The sequence below is a fragment of the Flavobacterium sp. GNP002 genome (genome assembly GCF_054343795.1).
In genome coordinates this window covers 2,445,849-2,461,119 of record NZ_JBTGUW010000001.1, presented here as the reverse complement: position 1 = coordinate 2,461,119, position 15,271 = coordinate 2,445,849, and the positions used below count along the sequence as shown (strand labels likewise).

Here is a 15,271-nt window from a genome sequence, read left to right as displayed (position 1 = left end):
CATGAGAAAAATTTTTTATTACCTTATTTTAGCAGTTATCTCTGCATCCTGCTCAACAAATCCTTATAAAAAGAGTGAGAAAATTTATGACACTAAGCTTAAATCATTAAAAGAAACCATTTCTAATAAAGATCCGCAGCCATTACCTGTAATTCCTCATGTAGAAATAAACATTGACACACTATACAAAAAACAGCTGCATACTTATAAAGACACTATTTTCAAAATGGGATCTACGCCTTTGCAAAACGGTGTTAATACAGAATGGATAGGAACTGTAAATTTTAATTTAAGAAAGCCCAATTTTATTATTATTCACCATACTGCGCAGGATTCATTACAACAAACGCTAAAGACATTCACTAAAATAGAATCTCAGGTGAGTTCCCATTATGTAATTTCAGATGACGGTAAAGTAGTCCAAATGTTGAATGATTATTTAAGAGCTTGGCATGCAGGTGCTGGTACTTGGGGGAGAAATACCGATATTAACTCGACATCCATAGGAATTGAATTAGACAACAATGGATCTGAAGTTTTTTCTGAATTACAAATCAATAGCTTACTGGCACTTTTAACGAAGCTAAAAAAAGATTACAATATTCCTGCTCAAAACATTATTGGTCATGCAGATATTGCACCAACCAGAAAAAAAGATCCAAGCCAATTGTTTCCGTGGAAAATATTAGCAGAGAAAGGTTTTGGTCTTTGGTCTGATGAGTTTTTAGTAACTGCTCCAATTGATTTTAATGTTGAACAAGGATTGCGAATTATAGGGTATGACACTAAAAATCTACCCGCGGCAATAACTGCTTTTAAACTACATTATATTCAAACAGAAGTTAATGATGTATTAGATGAAAAAACAAGAAACACCATTTATTCTATTTATAAAAAACAATAACGAGTAGTACAATCAAACTATAAAAAACGGTTTTTTGAATCTTTCAAAAAACCGTTTTCTTTTGCAATAAAGTCACATGAAACTCTAGTCTTTACATTATGTAGTTTGTTCCAACAGGGAAAACTTTAAAAAAAACTGCCAAAATATTTTAGAATATCTTGGCAGCAAAAAAAAAATATTATTTCAATACTAGAACGAATAAGTAGTCGCCAGTAATGCATAAGCTGTTAAACCTTTTGGAGCTGCATCACTGTTTGTAAAAATATCTTCTGATGCTGTGTCAACACGGAACTCAGGAATAATAGTCAAGTTTCCTACTTTGTAGTTTAGTGATAAAGTATTACCTACAACACTAGTTCCAGCAAGTGAACCTAATCCAGCAGTAGCATCTTTTGCATCTAAATACTCTAATCTGTAAGCTAAGCTTAATGATTCTTTCAATGCGAAATTAGCATATCCAACTAAAGCAAACCATTCTCCATCCAAAGAACTATCAAAGTCATTGTTAGTCATTGCATAAGTACCGTTGAATCCTAAAGAGAATGAATCACTCACTTTTTTCGAACCTACAAAATCAAATTGTGTTTTGTTCTCATCAGATGCAGGATTACTACTTCCAGAAGTAACATTGAAATATGCGCTTCCAGTATCCCCAACATAACCTAGTTGACCTATGAACGTTTTTTGGCTTGAACCCGCTTCAATTGTTGTTTTGAAATCTGTTGGATTTGAAACCCCAGCCATAAAAGTGAATTTTCCAGAGGTATATTGCGCTTTTACTCCAGTATTAAAGAACGGACCATACGTAAATGCATAAGACATACTGTAGTTTTTATTATCTACTGCGTCCAATAATTCATATCCCACATGAGTTCCAAAACTACCTGCAGTAACTTTAAATTTATCTGAAAACTCGTAAGTGAAATTCAATTGTTTAATCATGAAAGTTGAAGTACCATCATTATAAGCAAATTGAGCAGCTCTGTTTCCAAACCCTAAATCAACAAAAACAGATGCTTTCCCCATTTTATGAGATGCTTCGATAGAGGCCATACCTAACTCAAATGAATTGTGAGAATTTGTGAAACTGGTCAAACTGTTGTCTACACCAGAAAAATCATATTTATAATATGCAACAGCAGATCCTGCAAAAGTAGTTGAAGGTGCGACTGGAGCGTCTTGTGCGAAAGTTAAACTTGTTGTTAGCAATAATGCTATGGCTGCTAATTGGTTTTTCATCTTTAGTTGATTTTAGTTAGTAATCTAGTTTGGTTATTATTTTGGTCTTAGTTTATACGGTTTAAAAATTCTGATACTTATAATCAAGAAAACTGCTTTGAAATGCACTTTTTTTAATGTGAAATTTTCTTGTTTCTGAAGCGAATTTATTAACTTTTATTTCACTTGAATTACTATTTGACACTTTTTTGCCTTGTTTTGAGAAGAATTATTAATAACGAAAAATGAATAAAAAATAATGGATATTCCGTATTTTAAAGTATCAATTTTAAAAATTCAATAATGAGTTTTTACACAACACCCCCTATTTTTTTAAGTTAAACATCTAAAATAAATTTTAAAATCATTTTTTAACATCGTTTTTATATAAAATATCACACATACCCCCAATAATAAGTATACTTAAATATTTTTAATGTAATTAAAAAAAAAAAAAAAAAAACACAACTTCATTGATTTTTTTTAACTAAGAAATCTATATCCAACATTTTCATCTTTAGAAGTACAATTTACACCACATTGAAAAAGCGACTGAATCAACACTTATAAAAAACTACAACCCATTATTATTAACACTTATTTTATGAAAATTTTAATTGTGTAAAGATTCCTTTTTTAGTACATTTAAAACATGTTTCGTTTAGTACTTAAAATCTCCGTTTTACTTGTATTCCTCACTTTTTCCATTATTTGGATAAGTGATAAACTTTCAATACTTATTCATGAGAAGCAATATGATTTTTATGAACTAGCTGAAAACAATACTCAAGAGAACAATTTAGAGAGCAAACTAAAACTACTTTTTATTGATTCAATTGAAATTTTTAATTGTTTCGAATTTTACCCTTTCAATAAAAAACGAATTAATTCTTTCGATTCATTTGTAGTTAAAGAGTTTGTGCTGAAAGATTTGACTCCTCCTCCAGAAATAGTCTAGTCCTTATTTTTTTTTTACTAAAAACATAATTAAAATATGTCCCAATTTAAAAATGGCATCATACACCTTTACTATTATCTAAACACATGAAAAATTTATTTATAGCCTTCACTATTTTATTTACCACATCATTAATTGCGCAAACACATCAAATTATCAAACATGATGGAGAAACAATTGATATAAACTTTATTAAAACAGCAAATAATTTAGTGTACTACACTTTACCTCAAAGCGCTGAAGAAAAGACGATCAGTCAATATGCAGTGGCGCAATTGAACCAAAAATTAAAAAGTGATTCTAAAATCTTATCTGAAAAAATTCAACTGAATGGAAAATCAGACTATAAAAAAGTTGTCGTATTAAAAAAACACCAAACTATTGGATTGAAAGAATCTGGGGTGATTACCAGTTTTTACGGAGGAACGAAAGGAGAATCTTCATTATCGTTTACTGATAACGGTGAGAAACGATTAAAACAAAATGCCGCGCTCAAAGGATCTCAATTTATTGTTATTCTTTCCAATAAACCAAAAGATTTAAAGGCGGTCATTTATACCTATTAATAAAAAGGCAAATCAAGTAACAAATTCATAGATTGACCTTTCATAAATAGAAATAGATTGAATAAAAAAATCGAGGACAGATTTGTATAAACACAATTACTGTTCTCGATTCTTTATTATAATATGTCCTAAATACAATTATTCTATAATCAATGATTTCATATTCATAAATTCTTTGATTCCTATTGTACCTAATTCTCTTCCGTAACCTGATTTTTTAATCCCTCCAAATGGAACTCTGGAATCTGATCGTACTAATGAATTCACAAACACATTTCCCGCTTCTATTTTTCGTGCTAGTCTGTACGCATTTTCACGGTCTTCAGTCCAAATTGCAGAAGCCAATCCATATCTATGATTATTGGCAATAATTATAGCATCATTTTCATCCTTAGCTCTAATAATAGTTGCTAGCGGTCCAAATGTTTCTTCCTGAAAAGCAATATTATTTGAATCAACAAAATCAATTAGCGTTGGTTGAAAATTACAATTTTCCCATTCCCCGCCTACTATTAATTTTGCTCCTTGTTGCAGTGATTTATCCAATTGATTTGCTAATTTCTCCGCTAAATCAAGCCGAGCCAGCGGTCCCATATTAATTCCTTCCTGTAATGGATTTCCTTGTTGCAATAATTTTATTTTTTGAGTAAAAAGCGACGTAAATTCATCCGCTACTTTCTCAGTAACAATAAATCGTTTGGCACAAATACACGCCTGACCTGCATTTAGCATTCTGGATTGCGTCGCAACAGTTGCCGCTTTTTCAAGATTTGCATCATTCAAAACTATAAAAGCATCTGAGCCTCCCAATTCCATAACAGATTTCTTAATATGCTTTCCTGCCAATGAAGCTACAGATGAACCCGCCAATTCGCTTCCAGTCAAAGTAACTCCATGTACAATATCTGATGCAATTACACTTTCGACCTGAGGAATATCAATTGTAATTTGTTGAAAAACACCATTAGGAAAACCAGCTTCCAAAAACGCGTTCTCAATAGCTTTAGCACAACCAATAACGTTTGGCGCATGTTTTAAAAGTGTCACATTACCAGCCATAATTGCCGGAGCCGCATAACGCAGCACTTGCCAAAAAGGATAATTCCAAGGCATTATTGCAAAAACTGCTCCCATTGGATCATAAACTGACATGCTTTTGAAAGGTGTATCATAATATTCATCTTTCAGCATTTTTTCAGCATTTTCAGCATAGAAGTCACAATTTCCAGCTGACTTTTCTACTTCAGAAATACTTTCAGATAGCACTTTACCCATCTCATTGGTTATTAACAATCCTAACGCTGCTTTGTTTTCCCTCAGAATGTTAGCTAACTTTTTCATCATATCAGCTCTTTGCTCAAATGTGGCTTGCCTCCAATTTTTAAATGCTCGCTCAGATAATTGCAGTTTTTGATTCAATTGCGCATTCGTCAAAACCTCGTGTTCAGCTATAATTAGTTGTGTAAACGGATTTATCGATTTAAAAACCATGTGTTTGTAATTTAAATTCTTTGAAATATAAATGTTAGAAAATTAAGCAGCAGTTCTAAATCATTTCAAACATTGATTAACGATTCACGCACGCTTAGTAATGTTTTAAATCTAGTAAAAATACAGCTATAAATGAGAGGAAAAGTTTAAAAAATCGCAAGAGTGAAAGAAGTTAGATTCTAAAAATTTCGAAAACATTAGAAATCAACAAAGAGAGCACAATCAAAAGTATACAAGTTTAAATACCCTAAACTTTATTTATTAATTCCCATAAAAACAGTATCCAACATTTCGAATACTTTTTCCTTATCCAATGGTTTTGTAATACAGTCCATAAAACCAAATTGCATCATTTTTTCTTTATCTTCAAATGAGGCATAAGCAGTTTGGGCAATAACTGGAAGTTCTGGTTTTATTTCTTTTATTTTTTCGAAAGCTTGATAGCCGTCCAAAATAGGCATTTTTATATCCATAAACACCAAAATAATGTTTGGATTTTCTATACAAATATCTACAGCTTCTTGTCCGTTTTTAGCTCTTAGAACGGTATGATTTCTTGATTCAATAATTTTTTTCAACAGCATAAAATTAATGATATCATCTTCTGCGACTAAAATAATTTCATTATCATAGTTCCTGTAAAAAGGTTTTACTTTTTTGGATTTTATTGCTTTTTTCGTTTGATCAAATTTTAATGGTATAGTAAATGAGAAAACTGAACCTAACCCAATTGTAGAGCGCACTGATATCTCTCCGCCCAACATTTCTACGTAAGCTTTTGTAATTGACAAACCCAATCCTAATCCCGATAATTCCACAGATCCATCGCCTTCAATTCTTCTGAACCTATCAAAAATTACTTTTAAATAATTTTCGCTGATTCCCATACCTGAATCTTCTATCTTAAATTCTAAAACTTCTTTTTCTTTGTTTATTGAATATCCAAAAGCAACAAAACCTCTTTCAGTAAATTTTAACGCGTTAGTGATTAAATTAACGATAATCTGTTTCAGTTTTGTTTCATCTGTTAGAATATTTCCTTGAAGTTTCTCTGGATTTTTAAGAATATAAAATTGAATTTCTTTGTCTTTAGGAATCGTAATCTTGATGGAATTATACAATTCTGTGATACACTTTTCTACATCTAATCCTTTATAATTAGGCATAATTTGTTTTGCATCAATCTTTGACATTTCGATAAGGTCTTCGATAATTGAAACCAGGCTGCTACCACTGTTTTTTATAATTTTCAAATATTCTAACCTCTCCTTTTCTTCCAAATTTGTATCATGTAGTAAATCACTAAATCCCATTATAGCATTCATGGGTGTTCTGATTTCATGCGATAAATTAGCCAAAAAAGATGATTTTAAAGTATCGCTTTCTTCAGCTTTTTGCTTGGAAATTTCTAGTTGTTTCCGTTGATTGCTATTTTCTTCAAATAAGTATCCAATGTATCCAAACTCTCCATCGGACCTTTTTAAACTATTTATTGAATTTGTATTACCCGTTTCCAGAATGCTTTTAATTAACTTTAATGGATTATAAACCCATCTTTTAGTATAATAAACATAGACAAAAATGTTTATCAAGGAAACCAGAACAACAATAAAAAGAATCTCTTTTGTGTTCGTATAATTTAAATTGAAAGGTCTTTTAAAAAGTAATCTGACTACATCTTCATTTTTCCAATCTTTTAGATCTAAGCCAACAGTAACAAAATCATCTTCATTTGCAATTACATAATCACTTGAAGCCAAGTAAACTTTTGAACTGCTTATGTTCCCTAAAGTATTCAAAAAAGATTCGTCTAAAAGTCTTGCAATAAAAAAATAACCGGAGGGCTTCGTTTTATTCTTTTTAGGATCATTAGAAGGGTGAATGGTTGCTCCAAAAACCTCAACAATACCTTCTGGGATTTTTATATAAAATCTTTTAAATTTAAATTTATAAAGCTCTGACATCATCTCTTTTGGGATAAAATCAAAGGTTTTAATCTTAGAAGAAACTGTTTTATTGATTATTTTTTTATCTAAACCGTAAACGCCAATATAATCAGCTTCGTACGATTCAAATTCACTTAAAATATATTGATTATACCACTTTTCATCTTTTGTTTTTGTGAAATGAACCAACTCATTCCAATACGTAACATCTATAATAGTGGCTGTTGCCGTTTTAGAGTTAAGTCTAAACAAGGACTTAACTTCCTTATCGTACTGATTGTAAGTAGTTTTGTAAAAATTACTTTCTTCTTGAACGGTATAAAGATAAAGCGAGATGTAAATTAGAAAAAAGAAAATACTTGTCGAAATTATCAACAAAAGTAGTTTAGAATACGTATTTAAATTAATCAATCTCTTCATGGAATAAACTCGAATCAAAAGAAATAGAACTAAAATGCACTACGCATTTTGTAAGATATATCACTTTTTTTCTGTAGCGCAAGTTAGCCTTTTTTATTATAAAAAAAAATTCCATCCGTTTAAACCGATGGAATTCATTATAATAAAGGTTTATTTATCAACACTATACTTTTGCAAAAGCGACCAAACCTTGGTTTTTGGGTCTTCAAAATCTATATTTCTACTTTTGTTCAAATTTTTCAAATTATCCCAAAATATTTCCAATTTCCAATAATTCGGATGTGGAGAAATTCAGATTTTGTAAACTTTCAATATTATTATTTAATTGACCTACGGAACTGGCTCCAATCAAAACAGAAGTGATTCGGTTGTCTTTTAATAGCCAAGCCAAAGCCATTTGTGCCAATGATTGGTTTCTCTGTTGCGCGATAGTATTCAGTTGAATGATTTTTTGAATTCTTTCCGCCGAAACTTCATCTGTTTTTAAATGACCATTTGGATTAAAAGCTCTTGAATTTTCAGGAATCCCTTTCAAGTATTTGTCCGTTAAAAGTCCTTGTGCCAAAGGAGAGAAAGCAATACACCCCACTCCTTTTTCTTCGAGAACATCTAATAAACCCGCTTCAGGTTCTCGCACAAACATCGAATATTTCACCTGATGAATCAAGCAAGGTGTTCCCAATCGTTTCAAGATTTCAGTAGCTTCCTTAGTTTGTTCTGCATTATAATTCGAAATTCCTGCATACAATGCTTTTCCGCTTCGTACGGCATAATCCAAAGCCATCATGGTTTCCTCCAAAGGCGTTTCCGGATCAAAACGATGCGAATAAAAAATATCTACATATTCCAGATTCATACGCTTCAAGCTCTGGTCTAAACTTGATAACAAATATTTTCGGGAACCCCAGTCACCATATGGACCGTTCCACATAGTGTAACCAGCTTTGGTCGTAATCACGATTTCATCACGCAGGTTTCCTTGAAAATTATTTTTCAGTATTTTCCCAAAATTAGTTTCAGCTGAACCCGGAACTGGACCGTAATTATTGGCCAAATCAAAATGGGTAATTCCTTTATCAAAAGCGGCTTTGACAATGTTCTCTCCATTTTCAAAATTATCCACCGAACCGAAGTTGTGCCATAATCCCAAAGAAATTTGTGGCAGTAACAAACCACTTTTTCCACATCTGTTGTATTTCATTTTTTTAATTTAAAAAAGGAAAGATAAACATTTTATTTAAAAATGATTTATATAAAAACCATCACATTGCAATCAAAAACAAATTCAGATTCAACCACAAAAAAACTCGATTTATCTAAGACAAATCGAGTTTTCAACATTATAAATAACTTTTAAAACCTAAATAACAATTCCTTTAAGTGTCAATACTTTTGGTGTTGTTTCAACATTTGTTGTAACTGTAACTGTTTTTGTAAAAGCACCTTTACTAGCTGCATTGTATGTTGCGGTAACCTTTCCTGATTTTCCTGGAAGAATTGGCGTTTTGGTATAATCTGTTGCCGTACAACCGCAAGAACCATTGACGTTGGTGATTATTAATGTAGTTTTTCCTGTGTTTTTAAATTCATAATTAATGGCTTTTGGCGTGTTTTGAGGAATTTGACCAACATCTATACTTTCACTTTTCCATAAAATGGACGAAGCAACAGACGAAACTTTTGACGTCAAAGCATTTGCTGGGGCGATAGCTGAAAATGACATTAATCCTAGAGTTAATGCCAACATTGAAATTTTCATAATTTTCATAATTTGATTTTTATAATAGTTATACAATAGATTATTTCATTTGAACATACCAAAAGTAGATTAGAAAATTTTCACTTCCTGTTAAGCGGTTTCAAATGTTTGTTAACGACTTGTTAATGGTTATATTTGAATGAAATTTTGATTAATATTACACTTTCTAAACTCATTTTTTACTTGAAAATAAACAAACTCAATAGTATCATTATTCTTGGAATCATTGCCATCGTTGGTATTCTGGTGGCACAACTCCTTTGGACCAAAGAAGCTTTCACTATTGAGGAAAAAAAGTTCAGCCAAAAAACACATATCGCCTTACTAGAAGTTGCCAAAAAATTATATCAAGGTACCAACCACGATTTACCCACAGAAAATCCGGTGAAAAAAATTTCAAATGATTATTATGTAGTGAATATTGATAATGATTTTGAACCCGAAATTTTAGAATTCTATTTAAAATCTGAATTCAAGAAAATGAATCTCACGACCGATTTTGAATATGCTATGTACAATTGCCAAAGCGATGAAATGGTGTATGGAAACTATATTTCTTTATCGGACAAATCAAAAGGAAAACAATCTATTTATTTCCCAAAGCATAAAAATTTAGTATATTATTTTGCCATTCGGTTCCCCAATGAAACCACTTATTTGTTTAGTTCATTACGTTTTTGGTTTGTACTTTCAATGGTGTTAATCCTAATTTTACTGATTTATGTTTATTCGATTTTTACGCTTTTACAGCAAAAAAAATATTCCGACTTGCAACGGGATTTTATTAATAATATGACTCATGAATTCAAGACGCCGTTATCATCAATTTTGATTGCTTCCAATTATTTAATCAAGCAAGAACCCATCAAAAAGGATAAAAAACTCTACACCTACGCTGAAATTATTATCAATCAAAGCAATAAACTAAACCAGCATATTGAAAAGATTTTGACAATAGCCAAATCCGATTATTCTCCTTTGGAATTGAATACAGAAAACATTGCGATAGTTCCGATAATTGAAAATGCTATCGAAAATATCAAACTAAAATATCCTGAAGTTACAACAACAATCAAATCAGATTCGTCTGATTATACAATAATTGCAGACTCCTTTCATTTCAACAATTTGGTTTACAATCTCCTAGACAATGCCGCAAAATACTGTAATGGCAAATCCGAAATTGTCATCCGATTATCAAAAGAAAATCACATGCTAAAGCTTGAATTTATTGATAATGGAATCGGAATTCCCAACAAAAACCTCTCTTTCATATTCGATAAGTTTTACCGAATTCCAAGTGAGAAAAGTAATGAAGTCAATGGTTTTGGATTGGGTTTGTATTACGTAAAGAAGATTTGTAATTTACATCATTGGAAAATTAACGCCACCAATAATCTCGAAAAAGGCATTACCCTAACCATTTTAATTCCAAATAAATAATGAGTACTTCCAGAATTCTTTATGCCGAAGACGATGCGACATTAGCATTCCTTACCAAAGATAATTTGGAGCAAAACCATTATGAAGTGACACATTGTTGCGATGGAAAAACAGGTATGGAAATTTTCAAAAAAGGCGATTTCGACATTTGCATTCTGGATATTATGATGCCAAAAATGGACGGATTCGAATTAGCAACTGAAATTAGAAAGGTTAATATTGATATTCCTATTATATTCCTTTCGGCAAAAACCTTAAAGGAAGATCGCATCAAAGGATTGCGTTTGGGCGCCGATGATTATCTTGTAAAGCCTTTCAGTATTGAAGAATTAATCCTAAAAATAGAGGTTTTCCTGAAACGTTCCCATAAAAATAATACTGTTGAGAAATCGATTTATGAAATTGGAAAATACCAATTTGACACCAAAAATTTTATTCTATACAACGAAAACGAAAAAATATCCCTCACGCAACGCGAATCCGAACTCTTGAAATTATTTCTGGACAATAAAAATGCAGTTCTAAAACGGGAACAAATCCTAACTTCACTTTGGGGCGACGACGATTATTTTATGGGACGCAGCCTGGATGTTTTTATTTCTCGCTTGCGCAAAATTTTGATTAATGAAAAAGGAATCGCCATAGAAAATTTACACGGGATTGGGTTTCGATTTGTATTAGAAACATCATAATAAAAAAACCACCTTCATCAGGTGGTTTTTCAATTCTTGTAAAATGCTACAAAGGAATGTTTCCATGTTTTCTATTCGGAGTTACACTGACTTTATTTTCGAGCATACTAAAGGCTTTTATCAGTTTACGCCTTGTGTCTTGCGGTAAAATTACTTCATCTACAAAACCACGTTGTGCTGCTGTATAAGGATTCGCAAACAAATCGGCGTATTCCGCTTCTTTTTCCAAGAGTTTCGCTTCATGATCTTCGGCTTCGTTAATTTCTTTCTTGAAGATAATTTCTGAGGCTCCTTTGGCTCCCATCACGGCAATTTCAGCAGTTGGCCAAGCAAAATTCATATCGGCACCAATGTGTTTCGAGTTCATTACATCATATGCACCACCATAGGCTTTACGTGTAATTACAGTCACTCTTGGCACAGTTGCTTCACTTAAAGCGTATAACAATTTCGCTCCGTGAACGATAATTCCGTTCCATTCTTGATCCGTTCCTGGTAAAAATCCTGGTACATCCACTAAAACTAATAACGGAATATTAAAACAATCACAAAAACGAGTAAATCGAGCCGCTTTTTTTGAACTGTTAACATCGAGACAACCCGCTAAAATCATCGGTTGGTTAGCTATAATTCCAATGCTTTTTCCTCCCAATCGAGCAAAACCCACCAAGATATTTTCGGCATAATTTTTATGAATTTCATAAAAGGAATCTTCGTCAATAATTCCACCAATCACCTCGTGCATATCGTAGGGTTTGTTTGGATTATCCGGAATAATAGTCGCTAATTTGGTACGAACTTCATCATTCAGTTCATAAGGTAAATTATGTGCTTTTTCTTTGTTGCTTTGTGGTAAATAACTCAACAAGCGCTTCAAATCCTCCAGACATTCCACATCATTAGTAGAAGTAATATGCGCCACACCCGATTTAGTGGAATGCGTACTTGCACCACCCAATTCCTCCGAAGTCACGGTTTCATTGGTTACAGTTTTTACAACATTAGGCCCGGTTACAAACATATAACTGGTATCTTCAACCATCATCGTAAAATCAGTCATTGCAGGGGAATACACAGCTCCACCGGCGCAGGGTCCCATAATCGCAGAAATTTGCGGAATAACTCCAGAGGCTTGTACATTTCTATAAAAAATATCAGCATAACCACCCAAAGAACGAACACCTTCCTGAATACGTGCTCCACCAGAATCATTTAGTCCAATCATGGGCGCTCCCATTTTGACCGCCATATCCATAACTTTGCAGATTTTCTCAGCATGCGTTTCAGATAAAGAACCTCCAAAAACCGTAAAATCCTGAGCAAAAATATAAACTAATCGCCCGTTTATGGTTCCATATCCTGTGATGACTCCATCACCATAGTACAGTTCTTTTTCCATTCCAAAATCAGACGTTCGGTGCGTCACCAACATCCCAATTTCTTCAAAAGAACCTTCGTCCATCAAATAATTGACGCGTTCTCTTGCGGTTAGTTTTTTATTCGAATGTTGTTTTTCGATACGTTTTTTACCGCCACCCAAATGAGCTTCGGCAATTTTATCGTTTAATGTTTTTATTTTAGAATCCATCAGTTGTCAATTATTATTTTTTGATTTCCGTGTAGCTACTGGAAAAAATATAACCACATAGAAACATAGATTTTTATAAATTAGAATATTAAGACGTTTCACTTTTTCATAGATTTCATAATTCTATGTGCAAAAAAAAAATCTATCAATCTCTTTTTTAATAAACACTTTACTACTATTTTTTCTATGATTCTATGTGGCTCAATTTTTATGCAATACTTTATTGAATTGGTAAGCGTACGATTTTTTGATCTTCAAAATATTGTTTCATTGCCACAAGAGCTGCAATTTCGGCTTCTTTAGCCATTTGTTTTTTCAACACATCGGCATTGTAATAATTCTTCACGAAATGCGTGTCAAATTTTCCGGAACGAAACGCCTCATGTTCAAAAACAAATTTCCCAAAAGGCAATGTTGTCTGCACGCCTTCCACTTGATAATTTTCAATGGCCTTAATCATAATTTGAATCGCTTCTTCTCGGGTTTCTCCATAAGTGATTAATTTGGCCAACATCGGATCGTAATAAATAGGAATATCCATGCCTTGCTCAAAACCGTTATCTACGCGAATTCCTTCACCAACCGGCAATTGATAAACATCCAAATGACCTACACTAGGAAGAAAATCATTCATAGGATCTTCGGCATACACACGCAATTCCATCGCATGTCCTTTTATTTTCAAATCTTCTTGCTTGATTATTAATTCTTCTCCTCTTGCCACTCTAATTTGCAGTTCGACTAAATCAGTTCCAGTAATTAATTCGGTAACGGGATGTTCCACTTGCAAACGCGTATTCATCTCCAAGAAGTAGAAATTATTATTTTCGTCCAATAAAAACTCAACAGTTCCAGCTCCTAAATAATCACAGGATTTAGCTACCAAAACGGCCGCTTCACCCATTTTTTTACGCAATTCCGGTGTTAAAACGGAAGAAGGAGCTTCTTCAATTACTTTTTGGTGACGACGCTGTATGCTACATTCTCTTTCGAATAAATACAACACATTGCCATAACTGTCTGCCATAACTTGAATTTCGATATGTCTTGGCGAACCCACATATTTTTCGATAAAAACCGAACCATCTCCAAAAGCAGCAATCGCTTCACTGATAGCACGATCCATTTGAGATTCAAAATCAGCTTCGCTTTCTACCACACGCATTCCTTTTCCTCCACCACCGGCAGAAGCTTTAATCAGTATTGGAAAACCAACTTCCTTCGCAATGACTTTTGCTTTTTCGACATCCGTAATGGCTTCATCAAAACCGGGAACCATTGGAATATTGTATTGCTTAACGGCATCTTTCGCCGCTAATTTACTTCCCATGATTTTTATTGCTTTCGATTTTGGACCAATAAAAATGATATTATTTTTTTCGGCTTCTTCAGCAAAATCTGCATTTTCACTCAAAAATCCATAACCGGGATGAATCGCATCCACGTTTAAAGATTTGGCAACCTCTATGATTTTACTTCCTAATAAATACGATTGACTCGAAGGTGCTTCTCCAATCCAAACGGCTTCATCAGCAAATTTTACGTGCGGTGCATTTCTATCGGCAGTTGAATAAACTGCTACAGTTTTTATGCCCATTTTTTGTGCGGTTTTCATCACCCTAATGGCGATTTCCCCTCTATTGGCAACTAATATTTTTTTCATATTTAATAAGACTAAAAGAATAAAGACCGCTTCACTGCAAGAGCAAAGAAATATAAATTCTTGGTTCTTTTTATCTAGTATCTTTTATCTCTACTCGAATTCAATTAACAACTGACCTTTATCTACAGCATCTCCCATAGCAACCGAAATCGACTTGATAATACCATCTCGCGGAGAAAGAAAACTGTTCTCCATTTTCATAGCACCCAGAATAATTAAATTGTCGTTTTCTTTTACCTCTTGTCCCACCACCACACTGATTTCCAGAATCAATCCGGGCATAGGTGCTTTGATAAAATTGACTTGTTTGGTATGTCCCGTTTCGAATCCCATTTCCTTAATCAAAATATCCAAAGGATTTGAAATGGCAACGGTGTAGGTGTTGTTGTTTACCTTAACGGTGTAGTTTTTTTGAAGAAAATCAGAAGTAACGATTTCCGCTTGATAAGGTGTGTTTTCGTGTAAAATATGGAACTTGTTAGTCTCCACACTTACAGCATCCAGTTGTGAAACACTTTCCTTTTCCAAATCAAAATGAAAAGTGTCGTTTACATTAACTTTATAACCAATACTCATTTGTTTCTATTTTAGAATCGTAAAAATAAGTAAAAGAAAACGTTTTC

General features: G+C 32.9%; 12 protein-coding genes. 4 read left to right on the top strand and 8 right to left on the bottom strand.

What is annotated here, in order from left to right:
- Position 1 precedes the first annotated feature (1 nt).
- Positions 2–904, top strand: coding sequence for an N-acetylmuramoyl-L-alanine amidase (locus ACXX80_RS10790; protein WP_458553184.1), 903 nt, complete (start codon positions 2–4; stop codon positions 902–904).
- A gap of 189 nt (positions 905–1,093) precedes the next feature.
- On the opposite strand, the gene ACXX80_RS10785 is transcribed toward ACXX80_RS10790, so the two are convergent.
- A complete protein-coding gene (locus ACXX80_RS10785) occupies positions 1,094–2,143 on the bottom strand; it encodes an outer membrane beta-barrel protein (protein ID WP_458553183.1) in 1,050 nt (349 codons plus the stop codon).
- A 1,023-nt stretch (positions 2,144–3,166) separates the two neighbouring features.
- Here ACXX80_RS10785 and ACXX80_RS10780 point away from each other — a divergent pair.
- Entirely contained in the window at positions 3,167–3,646 is a 480-nt protein-coding gene (locus ACXX80_RS10780; protein ID WP_458553182.1) for a hypothetical protein, read from the top strand.
- Between the two features lie 138 nt (positions 3,647–3,784).
- Here ACXX80_RS10780 and ACXX80_RS10775 read toward each other — a convergent pair whose 3' ends face one another.
- From ACXX80_RS10775 to ACXX80_RS10760, 4 genes are all read right to left on the bottom strand, one after another.
- Positions 3,785–5,137, bottom strand: a complete 1,353-nt coding sequence (locus ACXX80_RS10775; protein WP_458553181.1) for an NAD-dependent succinate-semialdehyde dehydrogenase — start codon at positions 5,135–5,137, stop codon at positions 3,785–3,787.
- 254 nt (positions 5,138–5,391) lie between these two features.
- Positions 5,392–7,503 carry an ATP-binding protein gene (locus tag ACXX80_RS10770; RefSeq protein ID WP_458553180.1) on the bottom strand — a complete coding sequence of 704 codons (2,112 nt, stop codon included), beginning with the start codon at positions 7,501–7,503 and terminating at the stop codon, positions 5,392–5,394.
- Positions 7,504–7,747: 244 nt separating this feature from the next.
- Complete coding sequence (locus ACXX80_RS10765) at positions 7,748–8,704, bottom strand: aldo/keto reductase (protein WP_458553179.1); 957 nt, start codon at positions 8,702–8,704, stop codon at positions 7,748–7,750.
- 159 nt (positions 8,705–8,863) lie between these two features.
- Complete coding sequence (locus ACXX80_RS10760; RefSeq protein ID WP_458553178.1) at positions 8,864–9,262, bottom strand: DUF1573 domain-containing protein; 399 nt, start codon at positions 9,260–9,262, stop codon at positions 8,864–8,866.
- 183 nt (positions 9,263–9,445) lie between these two features.
- On the opposite strand from ACXX80_RS10760, the gene ACXX80_RS10755 reads away from it, so the two are divergent.
- Together ACXX80_RS10755 and ACXX80_RS10750 are read left to right on the top strand one after the other, a co-directional pair.
- Complete coding sequence (locus tag ACXX80_RS10755) at positions 9,446–10,705, top strand: sensor histidine kinase (protein ID WP_458553177.1); 1,260 nt, start codon at positions 9,446–9,448, stop codon at positions 10,703–10,705.
- The gene (locus ACXX80_RS10750) at positions 10,705–11,397 is read left to right on the top strand and encodes a response regulator transcription factor (RefSeq protein ID WP_417990949.1); all 693 of its coding nucleotides are present in this window, start codon (positions 10,705–10,707) and stop codon (positions 11,395–11,397) included. The genes ACXX80_RS10755 and ACXX80_RS10750 overlap by 1 nt, the downstream gene beginning before the upstream one ends.
- 46 nt (positions 11,398–11,443) lie before the next feature.
- On the opposite strand, the gene ACXX80_RS10745 is transcribed toward ACXX80_RS10750, so the two are convergent.
- The 3 genes from ACXX80_RS10745 to ACXX80_RS10735 form a co-directional block, all read right to left on the bottom strand.
- Positions 11,444–12,985 carry an acyl-CoA carboxylase subunit beta gene (locus tag ACXX80_RS10745; protein ID WP_458553176.1) on the bottom strand — a complete coding sequence of 514 codons (1,542 nt, stop codon included), beginning with the start codon at positions 12,983–12,985 and terminating at the stop codon, positions 11,444–11,446.
- A 220-nt stretch (positions 12,986–13,205) separates the two neighbouring features.
- Entirely contained in the window at positions 13,206–14,648 is a 1,443-nt protein-coding gene (accC, locus tag ACXX80_RS10740; RefSeq protein WP_458553175.1) for an acetyl-CoA carboxylase biotin carboxylase subunit, read from the bottom strand.
- Between the two features lie 90 nt (positions 14,649–14,738).
- On the bottom strand, positions 14,739–15,224 hold the full coding sequence (locus ACXX80_RS10735; protein WP_458553174.1) for an acyl-CoA carboxylase biotin carboxyl carrier protein subunit: 486 nt from the start codon (positions 15,222–15,224) through the stop codon (positions 14,739–14,741).
- Between the last annotated feature and the right edge of the window lie 47 nt (positions 15,225–15,271).

Excerpts from the sequence above, each read along its gene's own strand:
- ACXX80_RS10790 (WP_458553184.1), top strand. The coding sequence starts at position 2 with ATGAGAAAAATTTTTTATTACCTTATTTTAGCAGTTATCTCTGCATCC.
- ACXX80_RS10785 (WP_458553183.1), bottom strand. The coding sequence starts at position 2,143 with ATGAAAAACCAATTAGCAGCCATAGCATTATTGCTAACAACAAGTTTA.
- ACXX80_RS10780 (WP_458553182.1), top strand. The coding sequence starts at position 3,167 with ATGAAAAATTTATTTATAGCCTTCACTATTTTATTTACCACATCATTA.
- ACXX80_RS10775 (WP_458553181.1), bottom strand. The coding sequence starts at position 5,137 with ATGGTTTTTAAATCGATAAATCCGTTTACACAACTAATTATAGCTGAA.
- ACXX80_RS10770 (WP_458553180.1), bottom strand. The coding sequence starts at position 7,503 with ATGAAGAGATTGATTAATTTAAATACGTATTCTAAACTACTTTTGTTG.
- ACXX80_RS10765 (WP_458553179.1), bottom strand. The coding sequence starts at position 8,704 with ATGAAATACAACAGATGTGGAAAAAGTGGTTTGTTACTGCCACAAATT.
- ACXX80_RS10760 (WP_458553178.1), bottom strand. The coding sequence starts at position 9,262 with ATGAAAATTTCAATGTTGGCATTAACTCTAGGATTAATGTCATTTTCA.
- ACXX80_RS10750 (WP_417990949.1), top strand. The coding sequence starts at position 10,705 with ATGAGTACTTCCAGAATTCTTTATGCCGAAGACGATGCGACATTAGCA.
- ACXX80_RS10745 (WP_458553176.1), bottom strand. The coding sequence starts at position 12,985 with ATGGATTCTAAAATAAAAACATTAAACGATAAAATTGCCGAAGCTCAT.
- accC (WP_458553175.1), bottom strand. The coding sequence starts at position 14,648 with ATGAAAAAAATATTAGTTGCCAATAGAGGGGAAATCGCCATTAGGGTG.
- ACXX80_RS10735 (WP_458553174.1), bottom strand. The coding sequence starts at position 15,224 with ATGAGTATTGGTTATAAAGTTAATGTAAACGACACTTTTCATTTTGAT.